Origin of the sequence: Pseudomonas sp. NPDC087342 (assembly GCF_044744265.1) — a bacterium.
Lineage (GTDB): Bacteria > Pseudomonadota > Gammaproteobacteria > Pseudomonadales > Pseudomonadaceae > Aquipseudomonas > Aquipseudomonas nunensis.
In genome coordinates this window covers 847,386-861,519 of sequence record NZ_JBIUXZ010000001.1, presented here as the reverse complement: position 1 = coordinate 861,519, position 14,134 = coordinate 847,386, and the positions used below count along the sequence as shown (strand labels likewise).

The window sequence follows — 14,134 nt, the reverse complement described above, 5'->3', positions numbered from 1 at the left end:
GTAATTTCTACCAAAAACCCCAAACAAGACAACTTTAAAAGCTCGCACCCCAATAAAACTCGCTGGTTGAGTTTTACTTGACCGTCTTCAAATAAATATCAATAGCTGAAGCATCAATGCTCGTGGCCCACTTGTTCCAGTTGCCGAGGTCATTCCGCCTCAGGCTTGAACAGGAAACTCACCATGACCACTCTTCTGCACATTGATGCCAGCGCACGATCCGATCGCTCCCTGAGCCGCAAACTCTCGAAAGCCTTTGTCGAGTCCTGGATTGAGCGAGATGCCAAGACTCAAGTCATTACCCGCGACGTAGGCCATAACCCTCCACCCTTTGTGACCGAGGAATGGATCGCCGCAGTGTTTACCCCCGAGTCGCAGTTGACGCCTGAAAAGCGTGAGGAGATCCGGCTCTCGGACGAGTTGATCGATGAAATCGATCAGGCCGACGTCATTGTCATTGGCGCACCGATGTACAACTACGGCATGCCCGCCTCGCTCAAATCGTGGTTCGATAAAGTGATTCGTATCGGCAAGACCTTCACCTTTGACCTGGCGCGCGGCGACTATCCTCTGGAACCCATAATGAGCGGCAAGAAACTGGTGATTTTGTCTTCTCGCGGCGAATTCGGCTTTGGCCCGGGCGGTGTTCGCGAAAAGATGAATCACCTGGAGACTCACATCCAGACCTGTGCGCACTATCTGGGCGTGAACGAAACCCACGTCATCACCATTGATTTCCAGGAATTTGGCGATGCTCGCCATGAGGCCTCCATCGCGGATGCGTTCGATGCCGTTCCAGTGCTGGTAAAACAGATGATTGAAGCGCGTCAAAGTGAGCTGCTGCCTGCTTGATTGACCGGTACAGCCGCCCAACGAATTGGAGAAACCATGATCACGATGCTGGAAACCGCCAAGCGCCTGGAACAAGGCCTCACCACGCCGGATGCCTTGATCGAGGCCGCACTGGCCGCGTCCATGGGCGCGGAACATGTGTTCATCGCCGTGCTGGATCATCAGGCAATCGATGCCGCAAAAGCCTCGACCGAGCGCTGGCGCCGAGGGACGCCACTCAGTCCTTTTGACGGCATACCCTATGCCGTCAAGGATCTGCTGGACGTGGCCGGCAGCCGCACCACCGCAGGTTCCATCACGCGCATTGATGCGCCCGTTGCGCTTGCGGATGCCGAGGTGGTCGGCGCACTGGCGTCGCTGGGGATGATCCCGATCGGTAAAACCAATCTCACCGAATTCGCGTATTCGGGTCTGGGGCTGAATCCGCATTTCGGTACACCAACTGCGGACATTCAGGTCGCAGAAGCCCGTATTCCCGGCGGTTCTTCCTCAGGCTCGGCCATCGCGGTGCAAAGGGGCATCGTTAGCGTTGCCATCGGCACTGACACGGCGGGTTCCATTCGAATTCCGGCGGCATTCAACGGTTTGGTGGGATACAAGGCATCCACCGACCGCTACAGCATGGCGGGCGTGCACCCGCTCGCCATGTCGCTGGACAGCCTGGGGCCTTTGGCCCTGACCGTGGCCGATTGCGTGGCGTTCGATGCGGCAATGCGCGGGTTCAAGGACGTGGCGATCCAGCCTGCAGACCTGGCCGGTCTGCGCTTTGTCGTTGATGACGGTGTGATGTCCGATCCAGCGTTACAGCCAGCGGTACGCGAAAACCTGCTCTCGATGATGTCGCAGTTGCATGCAGCGGGAGCGCAGGTTGAGCGGCGTCCGGTCGCCGCCGTCACGCGTACCCGCGAGCTGATTGCCGAGACGGGATGGTTGGGCGCCATCGAAGCCTGGCGACTCCTGGGTGAGATTGTGGAAGGCCCGCAGGGGTTGCGCATGGACAGACGCGTGCGTGCGCGCCTTCTCTCTGCCCGGCAGATCGATGCGGCTGCCGAAGGCAAGATTCGGCGTCTGCGCCTTGAGTTGATGTCTGCGATGGAGGAAGAGCTTGAGGGCGCGATCCTGGTCATGCCCACGGTGAAACACGTGGCGCCACCACTGGCCCCGCTGGAAAACGATGACGAACTGTTTGCTGCCGTCAATCTCGCCACCCTGTCGCTCACCATGGTTGGCAGTTTGCTGGACATGCCGGGGGTGGCCATTCCGTCGGGCACGGACAGCGATGGACTGGCCACATCAACCCTGTTTTCCACGACGCGGGGCCGCGATGATCAACTGCTCAGTGTCTGCCTGGCGATCGAGGCGGCCCTGTCAGGAAGTGAGCACCCGCCGACTGCCGGATGATCCATCCAGCGCGGTTTCCCTGAACGATTTGGCTTCGTTCAGGAGCCAGTCGCGAAACAACGAAAGGCTGCGGCGTGGATCGGTCCTTGTGTCCTCGATCAGGTGATAGGTAAAACCTGGCAAGGTCGGTCCCGTCACTCGGCGCATGCGACCGGAGCGCAGCTCATCGTCCATCAGCACGTTGCTGCACAGCAGCGGCCCCAACCCTCGCTCGACCGCATGCAGGGCGAGTGTTTCTTCGCTGTACCAGGAAATGCGGAAATCCCGGCTCGTATCGTGCTCGACCTCGGCCAGCCACGCGGACCAGGACGGCGCCTGCAGCGCCTGATTTTTCCATTTGAACGCCAGCAAGGAGCGATTGTGAAAGTCGCTGATCACGGGTTGGCGACCGACAGGGCAAATGCTCTGATCCGCGACGGCGATGTACTCATCGCGGAACAACACCGGCCCCCGCTCACCGGTATCGCCCGGGCCGTACCGAATGGCCAGGTCGACAGTCTCGGAACGCAAGTCCACGACCTTCTCCGAGGCATGAATGTTCACCATGATATCTGGATAAATCCCGTTGAATTTTGCCAGGCGCGGCATCAGCCAGCGCTCGGCAAATGCGCGCGTGGTGGAAACCTGGATCGCATCCCCTTCCTTGGGCGCACTGATCAGGGCAAACGCCTGGGCGATCTGGTCAAAACCGTCGCGCAACAGCGGATAGAGGGTTTTGCCTGCCGGGGTGAGGGTCACCGTGCGGCCCCTCTCCAGCAGCTTCTGCCCCAACCCGTCTTCCAGTTGACGGACCTGATGACTGACCGCCGCCACCGTGACCGAGAGTTCGTTGGCCGCCGCGGAAAAACTCTGGTGACGTGCGACCGCTTCAAACGCTCGCACGGAATTCAATGGGGGGATTTTGCGCATGGGTTACTCCGGGCACCTGTCTTCGCTAACCAAAGGTTCAGTGTATTGCCGGCAGACAGTGCCCGCCGGCAATGGTTGTCTGTCAGATGACGCTGTAGTGAACGTCTTGGGGGCGCATGCCATTCACGGCGGTAATGTCCTGCGGACAGGCGGATAAAACCACGATCGCATCCATTTCAGCCTTGAGGGTCACGTATTGCCCGGGTTCGCTGATCGGCGCCGCAAACTCGATACGCCCGTCCTGATGCACCGGCACGTTCATGAACAGGTTCAACGGGCTCGGTGTGTCAGGCGTCACCAGGCCAATGGCAGCCAGGGCCAGAAACAGGTTTTCGTTGCAACTGTCATGATGGCCGATAACGCCCAGCTGCTCATAGCGCGTCGGGTCGCAAGCAGCCACCAGTGTGTCGTGGACGCCCGGTGAGGTGTCCTCGATCAGCGTCAGGATTTTCCGGCGTTTGTTGGTGACCAGGCTGTCGCCTTGCCGGGGGTTGAGCTTCAGCCAGTAGGGACGACTGTGCTCCATCGACATCGCCTCGCGGAGGTCGTCCGGGTTGAACGCCCACGTGTCGACGACCTGCTGGCCATGGGTGTTGATGAGCTTGAGGGTCTGCCCCCGCTTCAAGCGGATGGCAACACCGCGCCGGGCAGGCAAGCGGACCAGTTCACCGGGATAAACGGACGTAATGGCAGTCATGTTGTGTTGTTCTCCTGTCGCACGCTGATGGCCCGGAGGCCGGGTACCTGCCATCAAGGAAAACACACAGGAAAACCTCAAACCAATAATATAAAGTCGGCCCGGTATAAGTGAAATCTATAGGGTGGACCATGCGGATCCGGCAACTTGAATGCTTCAGAACCTTGATGATCCACGGCACGATGACCCGTGCAGCGGAGCTTTTGGGTATTTCTCAGCCGGCCATCAGCAGCACCATCGCCAATCTGGAGCATGAGACCGGCCTGAAACTCTTCGTACGCAAAGGTGGCCGCCTGCAACCCACTCCCGAAGCCCGGCTGTTCTTTGTCGAGGCTGAACGAGCGCTGGAGGCCGTGGAGAAAACCCAGCGCATCGCCAAGGAAATCCGCACCGGGAAGCGCGGCCACTTGGCGATTGCCGCCTATGCCAGTATCTCGATCAACCTGTTGCCACGCTTGATGGCCGAATTCGCGCAAGAGCGTCCGGGGCTTGAGCTCAAGATCATCACCCGCAACTCCCAGGCCGTTCGTGAGCTGATGTCGACCCAGCAATTCGACCTGGCCATCGCGGAACTGCCCCTCGATTATCCGACCTCGAACATGCAGGTCATTTCATACGAATGCCAGTGCATGCTGCCGATGGGACACCCGTTGGCAGCGCTGGACGTGATCACGCCCGCAGACCTGGATGGCGTGCCGTTCGTTTCGCTGTTCAAGGGCGATCCGATCTACCAGCAGTTGGCCATGGCTTTTTCGACATACGGGGCCGCCTGGAACGTGGTGGCCGAGACTGAGTTCTTCTCCACGGCCTGCGAACTGGTCGGCGCCGGCATAGGTGTCGGGATCATCGACCCGGTGGTCAGCCGGCCATTCAGCAAAAATCTGGTCCTGAGGCCCTTCTCACCGGCGATCAAGTATGAAATCGCCCTGCTGCTGCCTACACAGGAAGAGCCCTCGCAACTGGCGCGAGAGTTTGCCGGGTTCCTCAGGCAACACCTTTAACGCCGCGCGTTCAGGTATGCGGCGATTTGTGCCATGGATAGCCTTTCGAGCTGACTTCAAAGGCGTAATCGAACAGGCGCTTCATGTACTCGCCATCGAATTTATGATTACGCGGGCACAGAAAGTCAGAGCCGATGTACGCCAGGTTGAAGTCCGCGCTGTCCTGCTGCGCAATGCGGTAGATACGGTCCAGGTCGCTGATCCCCTGGGTCTGGATCAGTGTGCTGATGGCGCGACCGCCGATGCTCAAGGTGCGGCGCTTGGTGCCGGACCACTGCGGTTCCAGTTTGCCGTTGCGAATGACGTAGAAATGTCGCTCCCGACGCAGGCGCGCGCCAGGCACTTTGCTCAGTTCCATGACGGTGGCCGGCGGGTAAAGGAACACTTGCGTGAGGACACCGCCGTCCACGTGCATTTCCTGGAACTGTTTGCCGTCGACCTCCACATCGATCATGACCGGCGAGACAGCGCCGGGAATGCTCATCGACGCGACCATGATGTTGCGAAACAGGTCGAGCGCCCCCGGTGCTTCGCTTGCGGCAATAGCGCCCATGTTCCAGGTGACCGGGCGCCCTGCATCCAGGTCAGTGGTGCCGATCATCAGCAGGCGTCCCTTGGCGTATTGCCCGGCGATGGCCGCCAGCAACTCCGCGTCGACGTACTTGGCAATCAACCGCGACAATGGCTTGCTGTCCGCAATGCCGTCGCTCGCCAGGCGGGTCAGCACGTTGCGCGAATGGAACACGTCTTTTGGGCCGATGCCGTTGCAGATCCGTTGAATCACCGCGTCGTACTCGGGCCCCAGGTACGCGAACGGCGCGACCAGTGCGCCCGCGCTGATGCCGGTGACAACCTTGAACACCGGCCTCGTGCCATTCAGGGTCCATCCTGCAATGATCCCCGCCGCGAAGGTGCCGGCGTCGCCACCACCAGAAACGGCGAGCATATCGGCCAGCGGCAGCCTGTCATCCGGCTCATCGACACTGGCGAAGGCCTCGTACTCTTGAAGGTTGGCTTCACTGGCATCGCGGATAAATGCCGTCAGGTCATTATCCAGCCAATAGCGCGCATTCGGGATGCCGGGGATGAGCGCTTTTTCGGTCAACGGTTGTGGCACCGCATCACGGCGTTGCAGGCAACCTTGGCGCAACATGTTCAGTGTTGAGGCGCTGGGCCTGGGCAGAAAGGGTTTCAAGACGCCTCCTCCGGTCCCTGCAATTGACAGAGAACGCGCTCGACTATTGGGTGGTGAGTGGCTCGCACACCTTCCAATTTAGCTCAAGCCCGGGCAGTCAGGACGTCGGCGGGACGTCCGGTCTGGCTTAGCGCAACTTCAGTGGATCAACCATCCCCGCCGCAATCGCCATCCCCACTAGATCCGGCAAGGTACTGGCCTGCATGCGTTTCATCACCCGCGAGCGATACAGGTCGACGGTTTTCGCGCTGACACCCAGTTGCTCGGCGATTTCCCGCGTGGTGTAACCCTGCACCAACGGCAGCAACACATCGCGCTCCCGTGGCGTCAGCGTCAGCAGACGGGCCTGCAATTCTTCATGGCCAACATTGCCTGAACGATGGGTCGCACAGTTGCTCAGGGCCTGTTGCACGCTGTCGAGCAGCAGTTGTTCGTTGTAGGGTTTTTCGATGAAATCATGGGCGCCGGCCTTGAAGGCACGGACCACGATGGGCACATCGGCGTGGCCGCTGACGAAGATGATTGGCAGTTTCAGCTCGCGCTCGCGCATGGCTTCCTGCACGTTCAAACCACCCATGCCGGGCATGCGCACATCCAGCAGCACGCAGGCATTGAGCTTTGCATCACAGGCTTCAAGAAATTCAACGCCACTGGTGAACGGCAAGGCTTTCAGCCCGACCGATTCCAGTAACCAGACCGTCGAATCGAGCATGCCTTGATCATCATCGACCACGTACACCACGTGTTCCGTCACAACTGCCATTGCGTTATTCCTGTTGTTGTTTTGTTGGGCCGGCCAGCGGCAAACGGCAATACAGCAGCAGCCCGACCGGTTGCCGACGCGCCTGCAGTTCGCCACCGAAACCTTCGATGATGCTGCGGCTCATGGACAAACCAAGGCCCAAGCCATCGGGCTTGCTGGTGTAGAACGGAGTGAAGATTTGCTCGAGCTGCGACTCACTGACGCCGGGACCCTGATCGTGCACGCTGATTTCCACCGTTGCGCCACTGACCTGCCCCGCCGCCATCACGATCAGTGACGGTCGGCCCGGGTGTTGTTCGCGGTTGGCGTCGATAGCGTTGCGCAACAGATTGAGCAGCACTTGCTCCAGCTGCACCCGGTCGGCGTAAACGGGCGGCAGATTATCCGGCAGCCGATCGTCGATTGTCACGTGGCACTGAGTCGCCTCCCAGGCACACAAACGCACGGCGCCACGGGCGACATCGGCAACGTTCAGCGCCTGCATGCGCCGCTGGCCTTTTCGCAGAAAACCACGCAGGCGACGGATCACTTCCGAGGCGTGAGTGGCGTGCAACGTGATGCGTTCCAGGCCTTGGGCCACGCGTTCGGCGGCTTGCGGATTGGTGCCCAGCGCCTGCAAATAACGTTGGCTGGCGTTGGCATAATTGACCACGGCGGCCAGTGGCTGGTTGATTTCGTGGGCGATGCCCGACGCCAGTTCCCCCAGCGTCACCAGGCGCGCGGTGTGCGCCAGTTCATCTTCCAGACGCCGCCGGTTTTCTTCGGACTGCACGCGGGCGGTGATGTCGCGGGAGACGCAGACCACTTCCACCACGGCCCCGGTGTAGGTCTCACGAATCGCCCGGCTGGCGGTTTCGAACCACAAGTAATGCCCGTCGCGATGGCGGATGCGATAGGTCATCGTGTGATAACCGTCCTGCTCCAGCGCATCGCGGGCGGTTTGCACGAGGTTGGCGAGGTCCTGGCCGTGAAACAGGCCCTGGGCCATTTGCCCACGCAACTGTTCGGGCCAATAACCGAGCAAGGTCCAGGACGCCGGCGACGCATCGAGAAAACGCCCGTCCGGGGTATGCCGGGAAATCAGGTCAGTAGTGTTCTCGATGATCAGCCGATACAGGCGCCGCGCGGTGGCCGCCTCGCGTTCGGCCAAGACTTGCGTGGTCGCCACATGGCAACGCCCGAGCACGCGCTTGTTCTGCGGGTCCGGGATAAACGTCCAGATCAGAATCTGCGCCTGGAACTCGGCCTCGACCCCTTCGATGGCGCGTTGCTGCGCCAGACAAGCACGCACCAGGTCCCGATGATTCTTCGGCAAAAAGCCCAGCACGTAGCTGTGCGGATGCTGCGCCAGCAATGCCAGCAGCGCCGCATTCAACTCCAGCGGCTGACCTTGGGTGTCGAGCAGCACACTCGGCTGTGGGTCATAGCTCAACAGGGGCGAGTCAGGAGTCATCACGGGTCCGCTACGTGGGGGAAACCAAGGATATACCGGCCTTGGAGCTTTGGCGGCATTCATTCAGCGACAGAAGAATAAACTATAGTAGATATACTATACAACGTAGGTTGTACTTCCATATCTCTGGCAGATTGTTATATAAAGCACACCGGACATAAAAGTTGACCTCAGCGGCTACGCTGAAAGGTCAGCTATAGAGCTAACAATCAGCCACCGAGTACCCGTCATGTCGATCTTCGAACAAGGGCTTAGCCCTACGGCTGTGAATCATATTGCCTTGTCGCCGCTCAGCTTCCTCGAGCGCACCGCCCACGTTTACCCCGACTATCCTGCCGTCATCCATGGCTCGATCCGACGTACCTGGGCGCAGACTTATAGCCGCTGCCGGCGCCTGGCTTCAGCTTTGGCTGGTCGCGGGATCGGCAAGGACGACACCGTTGCGGTGATGCTGCCCAACATCCCGGAGATGCTGGAAGTGCACTTCGGCGTGCCGATGATTGGCGCGGTGCTTAACCCGCTCAATGTGCGCCTGGACGCCGAAGCCATCGCGTTCATGTTGCAACACGGCGAAGCCAAGGTGCTGATCACTGACCGCGAGTTCCACAGCGTGATTCACGCAGCCATCGGCATGCTCGACCACCCGCCGCTGGTGATCGACGTCAACGACCCGGAATACGGCGAAGGCCAGGCCGTCAGCGACCTGGACTATGAAGCGCTGCTGGCCGAAGGCGATCCGGCGTTCGCCTGGCAGTGGCCGGATGACGAGTGGCAAGCCATCTCGCTGAACTACACCTCGGGCACCACTGGCAATCCGAAAGGCGTGGTCTATCACCATCGCGGCGCCTACCTGAACGCATTGGGCAACCAGATGACCTGGGCCATGGGCAACCATCCGGTGTACCTCTGGACCTTGCCGATGTTCCATTGCAACGGTTGGTGCTACCCGTGGACCATCACCGCATTGGCCGGCGTGCATGTGTTCCTGCGCCGGGTCGATCCACAGAAAATCCTCACGCTGATCCGCGAACACCAGGTCACGCACCTGTGCGGCGCACCGATCGTGCTGAATGCGCTGGTCAACATGCCGGACTCGGCGAAAGCCGCCATCGATCACCCGGTGAATGCCATGGTCGCCGGTGCCGCACCGCCAGCCAAGGTGATCGGCGCCGTGGAAGAAATGGGCATCAAGGTCACCCACGTCTATGGCCTGACCGAAACCTACGGCCCGGTGACGCTGTGCGCCTGGCACGCCGAGTGGGATGAATTGCCGCTGGATGAGCGCGCGCAGATCAAGTCCCGCCAGGGCGTGCGTTACCCGACACTCGAAGGCGTGATGGTGGCCAATTCGACAACGCTCAAACCCACTCCGCGAGACGGCAAGACCATCGGCGAGATCTTCATGCGCGGCAACACCGTGATGAAGGGCTATCTGAAGAACCCGACCGCCACCGCCGAAGCCTTTGAAGGCGGCTGGTTCCACACCGGCGACCTGGCGGTGTGTCATCCCGACGGTTATGTCGAGATCAAGGATCGGCTCAAGGACATCATCATTTCCGGCGGCGAGAACATTTCCACCATCGAACTCGAAGGCGTGCTCTACCGCCATCCTGCCGTAATGGAAGCTGCGGTGGTTGCGCGGCCGGATGAGAAATGGGGTGAAACCCCGTGCGCGTTTATCACCTTGAAGGCCGATCACCCGGACGTGCGCGAGGCGGACATCATCAGTTTCTGCCGTGAGCACCTGGCCGGGTTCAAAGTGCCGCGCACGGTGATCTTCACCCTGTTGCCGAAAACCTCCACCGGCAAGATCCAGAAGTACGTGCTGCGCGACCGGGCCCAGGCCCTCTAACCCTCACCGACGTTAAACCCTTCAAGCGGCAGGTCGCGAACCTGCCGTTTCGGGCTCGTGCGCGCCCAATTCGGCTGCCGGGCCCTGCCCCCACACACCGACAACAAAAACAATGTGGAGCTACCGATGATCGACATCCATTCAACCGACACCCAGCGCTGCGAACGGATTCGCACCAACCCGAAATTCCTTCAACTGGTCAGCAGCCGCTCGCGTCTGGCCTGGACGTTGAGTGCCACGGTGCTCGGCACGTATTACCTGTTCATGTTGGTGGTGGCGTTTGCCCCCAAATGGCTGCATGCACCACTGGGCGAGAACCGGATGTTGACCCTGGGCATGCCGGTGGGCGCGGCGATCATCATTTTTTCCTGGCTGCTGACGGGTTGGTACGTGTACCGCGCCAACACCCGTTTCGACGCACTCGGCGCCGCGATTCTTGAGGAGAGCAAGTGATGACTTTCTTCAGAAAACTGACCTTCGCCGGTCTGGGTCTATTACCGGCCTCTGTTGTATTCGCCGCGCCGCTGACGGGCGCAGTCGAGAAACAACCGCTCAACCTGAACGCGATCAGCATGTTCTTCGTGTTCGTGCTCGGCACGCTCTGCATCACCTGGTGGGCGGCGCGGCAAACCAAATCCACCTCGGATTTCTACACCGCTGGCGGTGGCATCACCGGGTTTCAGAACGGTCTGGCGATTGCCGGTGACTACATGTCCGCCGCCACGCTGCTGGGGTTGTCGAGCCTGGTGTTTGCCAAGGGTTACGACGGTTTCATCTACACCATCGGCTTCTTTGTCGGCTGGCCGATCATCACGTTCCTGATGGCCGAGCGCTTGCGCAACCTGGGGCGCTACACCTTCGCCGACATCGTTTCCTATCGACTGGACCAGAACAAAGTGCGGGTCTTCGCCGCGTTCGGTTCGCTGACGGTGGTGTGCTGCTACCTGATCGTGCAGATGGTCGGTGCCGGTCAGTTGATCAAATTGCTGTTCGGCCTCGACTACCCGGTGGCCGTGGTCATCGTCGGCGCGCTGATGCTGGTGTACGTGATCTTCGGCGGCATGATCGCCACCACCTGGGTGCAGATCATCAAGGCTGTGTTGCTGCTGGCCGGCGGCACGACCCTGGCGGTCATGGCCATGTCGCAGTTCGGGTTCAGCTACGAAACCCTCGCGGCCAAAGCGGTTCAGGCTCACGCCAGCGGCTGGAACATCATGGGGCCCGGCGCGATGCTCGCCGACCCGATCAACACCGCTTCGATGTCCCTCGGTCTGGTGTTCGGGATCGCCGGCCTGCCGCACATCCTGATGCGTTTCTTCACCGTGCCGAATGCCAAGGAAGCGCGCAAATCGGTGTTCTACGCCACCGGTTTTATCGGTTTCTTCTTCCTCGTGGTCTGCACCCTGGGCTTCGCGGCGATGGTGATCATCGGCACCGACCCGCAGTACTACGTCAACGGTGAAGTCGGCGGTGCCTTGATCGGCGGCGGCAACATGGTCGCCATGCATTTGGCCAAAGCCGTGGGCGGCAACCTGTTCTTCGGTTTCCTTGCGGCGGTCGCGTTTGCCACCATTCTGGCGGTGGTTTCCGGGTTGGCCCTGGCCGGTGCGTCGGCGATTTCCCATGACCTCTACGCCACGGTGTTCAAGCAAGGCAAGGCCAGCGAGAAACAGGAAATGCGCGTCACGCGCATGGCCACCGTGGGCCTGGGCATCATCGCGATTCTGCTGGGCATTCTGTTCGAGAAGATGAACGTCGCGTTCCTCGTGGGCCTGACCTTCGGCATCGCCGCGTCGACCAACTTCCCGGTGCTGATCATGGCCATGTACTGGAAAGGCCTGACCACCAAAGGCGCGATCCTCGGCGGTTTCGCCGGCCTGATCTGCGCGCTGGTGCTGGTGATTCTGTCGCCTGCGGTGTGGGTCACCGTGCTCGGCCATGCCCACGCGATTTTCCCGTATGACCACCCGGCGCTGTTCTCCATGCCACTGGCGTTCCTGGTGATCGTCGTGGTGTCCCGACTCGACCGCAGCGTGCGCGCCGACAAGGAACGCGATGCCTACGCCGATCAGTTCGTGCGTGCCCAGACCGGCCTCGGCGCCGCCAGCGCTTCCAGTCACTGATTGAGCAAGCACGGCCCGCCGTTGCGGCGCCGTGCCCACCGTCCCAAAGAGGTTCACGTTATGCCCGAATTCAACGCTCCCCTGCGCGACATGCGCTTCGTGCTGCATGAAGTGTTCGACGCCCCGACCCTGTGGGCACGCCTGCCGGCCCTGGCCGACAGCGTCGATGCCGACACTGCCGACGCGATTCTCGAGGAAGCGGCGAAAGTCACCTCGCACCTGATTGCGCCGCTCAATCGCAGCGGCGATGAAGAAGGCGCGCATTGGGTCTACGGCCAGGTCACTACGCCGATCGGCTTCAAGCAGGCTTACACCACGTACATCGAAGGTGGCTGGGTCGGTTTGTCCGGCAACGCCGAGTTCGGCGGCATGGGCATGCCGAAAATGCTCGCGGTGCAGTTCGAAGAAATGCTCTACGGCGCCAACTCCAGTTTCGCGCTGTATTCGGCGTTGAGCTCCGGCGCGTGCCTGGCGCTGGATGCCCACGCCAGCGAAGAGCTGAAACGCATCTACCTGCCGCCGATGTACGAAGGCCGCTGGGCCGGTTCCATGTGCCTGACCGAAGCCCACGCCGGCACCGACCTGGGGCTGATCCGCACCCGCGCCGAGCCCCAGGCCGATGGCAGTTACCGCATCAGCGGCAGCAAGATCTTCATCACCGGCGGCGACCAGGACCTGACCGAAAACATCATTCACTTGGTGCTGGCCAAACTGCCGGATGCACCGGCCGGGCCGCGAGGCATCTCGCTGTTTGTGGTGCCCAAAGTACTGGTCAATGCCGACGGTTCCCTCGGTCATGCCAACGCGGTGAGTTGCGGTTCGATCGAACACAAGATGGGCATCAAGGCTTCGGCCACTTGTGTGATGAATTTCGACGGTGCCAGCGGTTGGCTGGTGGGTGAAGCAAACAAAGGCCTGGCGGCGATGTTCACCATGATGAATTACGAACGCCTGTCCATCGGCATTCAGGGCATTGGCTGCGCAGAGGCGTCCTATCAGAGCGCGGTGAACTATGCGCGGGAGCGGGTGCAGAGCCGCTCGCCGACCGGCGCGATGGCCCCGGAGCAAATCGCCGACCCGATCATCGTCCACCCCGACGTGCGTCGCATGCTGCTCAGCATGAAAGCCATGACCGAAGGCGGCCGCGCGTTCGCCAGTTATGTCGGCCAGCAGCTGGATCTGGCGAAGTTTTCCGATGACGCCCGGGAACGGGACAACGCGCAAACCCTGGTCGCGCTGCTGACCCCGGTGGCCAAGGCGTTTTTCACCGACACCGGGCTGGAGAGCTGCATCCACGGCCAGCAAGTGTTCGGCGGTCACGGCTACATCCGCGAATGGGGCCAGGAACAATTGGTCCGTGACGTGCGCATCGCGCAGATCTACGAAGGCACCAACGGCATTCAGGCGCTGGACCTGCTCGGGCGCAAAGTGCTGGCCGACAGTGGTGTTGCGCTGCGCCAGTTCACCGGCGAGATCCGCCACTTCGCCCATCAGCCCGACGCGCCCTACTCCGTTCAACTGTTCGACGCCGTGCAGCGCCTGGAAAACCTCAGCGACTGGCTGCAAGACCAGGCCGCGACCAACCGCAATGAAGTCGGCGCCGCGTCGGTGGAATACCTGCATTTGTTTGGGTATGTCGCCTACGCCTGGCTTTGGGCGCGGATGGCCCAGGTGGCGAAGAAAAAACGCGCTGACGATCAGGCGTTTTATGGCGCGAAGATCGCCACCGCTGACTTCTACATTGAACGCCTGCTGCCACGGATTCTCAGCCTGGAGCAGTCCATTCGCGCCGGCAGCGGCTCGTTGTATGGCCTGAGCGCCGAACAGTTCTAACGATTGAACCGCACGCGGCGCCCCGCTCCTCTCTTTGGGTGTTCGCGTTTTTTAC

The 14,134-nt window shown here is 60.9% G+C and carries 12 protein-coding genes; 7 read left to right on the top strand and 5 right to left on the bottom strand.

Annotated elements, in window-relative coordinates; genetic code table 11:
* The first annotated feature begins 183 nt into the window (after positions 1-183).
* The gene (locus ACIOYV_RS03875; RefSeq protein WP_401320972.1) at positions 184-852 is read left to right on the top strand and encodes an FMN-dependent NADH-azoreductase; all 669 of its coding nucleotides are present in this window, start codon (positions 184-186) and stop codon (positions 850-852) included.
* 36 nt (positions 853-888) lie between these two features.
* Positions 889-2,253: an amidase family protein gene (locus ACIOYV_RS03870; RefSeq protein ID WP_401320969.1), complete on the top strand. Its 1,365-nt coding sequence runs from the start codon at positions 889-891 to the stop codon at positions 2,251-2,253.
* Here ACIOYV_RS03870 and ACIOYV_RS03865 read toward each other — a convergent pair.
* Complete coding sequence (locus ACIOYV_RS03865) at positions 2,221-3,162, bottom strand: LysR family transcriptional regulator (RefSeq protein WP_401320967.1); 942 nt, start codon at positions 3,160-3,162, stop codon at positions 2,221-2,223. The genes ACIOYV_RS03870 and ACIOYV_RS03865 overlap by 33 nt on opposite strands.
* An 82-nt stretch (positions 3,163-3,244) precedes the next feature.
* Complete coding sequence (locus ACIOYV_RS03860; protein WP_401320964.1) at positions 3,245-3,859, bottom strand: DUF1989 domain-containing protein; 615 nt, start codon at positions 3,857-3,859, stop codon at positions 3,245-3,247.
* 131 nt (positions 3,860-3,990) lie between these two features.
* Here ACIOYV_RS03860 and ACIOYV_RS03855 point away from each other — a divergent pair, with 131 nt between their 5' ends.
* Complete coding sequence (locus ACIOYV_RS03855) at positions 3,991-4,860, top strand: LysR substrate-binding domain-containing protein (protein WP_401320961.1); 870 nt, start codon at positions 3,991-3,993, stop codon at positions 4,858-4,860.
* Positions 4,861-4,870: 10 nt separating this feature from the next.
* Here ACIOYV_RS03855 and ACIOYV_RS03850 read toward each other — a convergent pair whose 3' ends face one another.
* The 3 genes from ACIOYV_RS03850 to ACIOYV_RS03840 all read right to left on the bottom strand — a co-directional run bounded on the left by ACIOYV_RS03850 (position 4,871) and on the right by ACIOYV_RS03840 (position 8,271).
* A complete protein-coding gene (locus ACIOYV_RS03850; RefSeq protein WP_401322591.1) occupies positions 4,871-6,013 on the bottom strand; it encodes a patatin-like phospholipase family protein in 1,143 nt (380 codons plus the stop codon).
* A 169-nt stretch (positions 6,014-6,182) separates the two neighbouring features.
* Positions 6,183-6,818, bottom strand: coding sequence for a response regulator transcription factor (locus ACIOYV_RS03845; protein WP_401320959.1), 636 nt, complete (start codon positions 6,816-6,818; stop codon positions 6,183-6,185).
* A 4-nt stretch (positions 6,819-6,822) separates the two neighbouring features.
* Positions 6,823-8,271, bottom strand: coding sequence for a sensor histidine kinase (locus tag ACIOYV_RS03840; RefSeq protein WP_401320956.1), 1,449 nt, complete (start codon positions 8,269-8,271; stop codon positions 6,823-6,825).
* Positions 8,272-8,500: 229 nt separating this feature from the next.
* Here ACIOYV_RS03840 and ACIOYV_RS03835 point away from each other — a divergent pair, with 229 nt between their 5' ends.
* The 4 genes from ACIOYV_RS03835 (at position 8,501) to ACIOYV_RS03820 (ending at position 14,079) form a co-directional block, all read left to right on the top strand.
* Positions 8,501-10,123 (top strand): acyl-CoA synthetase, encoded by a 1,623-nt coding sequence (locus ACIOYV_RS03835; RefSeq protein ID WP_401320954.1) that lies wholly within the window; start codon positions 8,501-8,503, stop codon positions 10,121-10,123.
* Between the two features lie 126 nt (positions 10,124-10,249).
* A complete protein-coding gene (locus ACIOYV_RS03830) occupies positions 10,250-10,576 on the top strand; it encodes a DUF485 domain-containing protein (protein WP_213939546.1) in 327 nt (108 codons plus the stop codon).
* A complete protein-coding gene (locus ACIOYV_RS03825) occupies positions 10,576-12,246 on the top strand; it encodes a cation acetate symporter (RefSeq protein ID WP_401320952.1) in 1,671 nt (556 codons plus the stop codon). The genes ACIOYV_RS03830 and ACIOYV_RS03825 overlap by 1 nt, the downstream gene beginning before the upstream one ends.
* 60 nt (positions 12,247-12,306) lie before the next feature.
* Complete coding sequence (locus ACIOYV_RS03820; protein WP_401320949.1) at positions 12,307-14,079, top strand: acyl-CoA dehydrogenase C-terminal domain-containing protein; 1,773 nt, start codon at positions 12,307-12,309, stop codon at positions 14,077-14,079.
* Positions 14,080-14,134: the final 55 nt, after the last annotated feature.

Excerpts from the sequence above, each read along its gene's own strand:
- ACIOYV_RS03845 (WP_401320959.1), bottom strand. The coding sequence starts at position 6,818 with ATGGCAGTTGTGACGGAACACGTGGTGTACGTGGTCGATGATGATCAA.
- ACIOYV_RS03825 (WP_401320952.1), top strand. The coding sequence starts at position 10,576 with ATGACTTTCTTCAGAAAACTGACCTTCGCCGGTCTGGGTCTATTACCG.
- ACIOYV_RS03835 (WP_401320954.1), top strand. The coding sequence starts at position 8,501 with ATGTCGATCTTCGAACAAGGGCTTAGCCCTACGGCTGTGAATCATATT.
- ACIOYV_RS03870 (WP_401320969.1), top strand. The coding sequence starts at position 889 with ATGATCACGATGCTGGAAACCGCCAAGCGCCTGGAACAAGGCCTCACC.
- ACIOYV_RS03830 (WP_213939546.1), top strand. The coding sequence starts at position 10,250 with ATGATCGACATCCATTCAACCGACACCCAGCGCTGCGAACGGATTCGC.
- ACIOYV_RS03865 (WP_401320967.1), bottom strand. The coding sequence starts at position 3,162 with ATGCGCAAAATCCCCCCATTGAATTCCGTGCGAGCGTTTGAAGCGGTC.
- ACIOYV_RS03820 (WP_401320949.1), top strand. The coding sequence starts at position 12,307 with ATGCCCGAATTCAACGCTCCCCTGCGCGACATGCGCTTCGTGCTGCAT.
- ACIOYV_RS03840 (WP_401320956.1), bottom strand. The coding sequence starts at position 8,271 with ATGACTCCTGACTCGCCCCTGTTGAGCTATGACCCACAGCCGAGTGTG.
- ACIOYV_RS03860 (WP_401320964.1), bottom strand. The coding sequence starts at position 3,859 with ATGACTGCCATTACGTCCGTTTATCCCGGTGAACTGGTCCGCTTGCCT.
- ACIOYV_RS03875 (WP_401320972.1), top strand. The coding sequence starts at position 184 with ATGACCACTCTTCTGCACATTGATGCCAGCGCACGATCCGATCGCTCC.
- ACIOYV_RS03855 (WP_401320961.1), top strand. The coding sequence starts at position 3,991 with ATGCGGATCCGGCAACTTGAATGCTTCAGAACCTTGATGATCCACGGC.
- ACIOYV_RS03850 (WP_401322591.1), bottom strand. The coding sequence starts at position 6,013 with ATGTTGCGCCAAGGTTGCCTGCAACGCCGTGATGCGGTGCCACAACCG.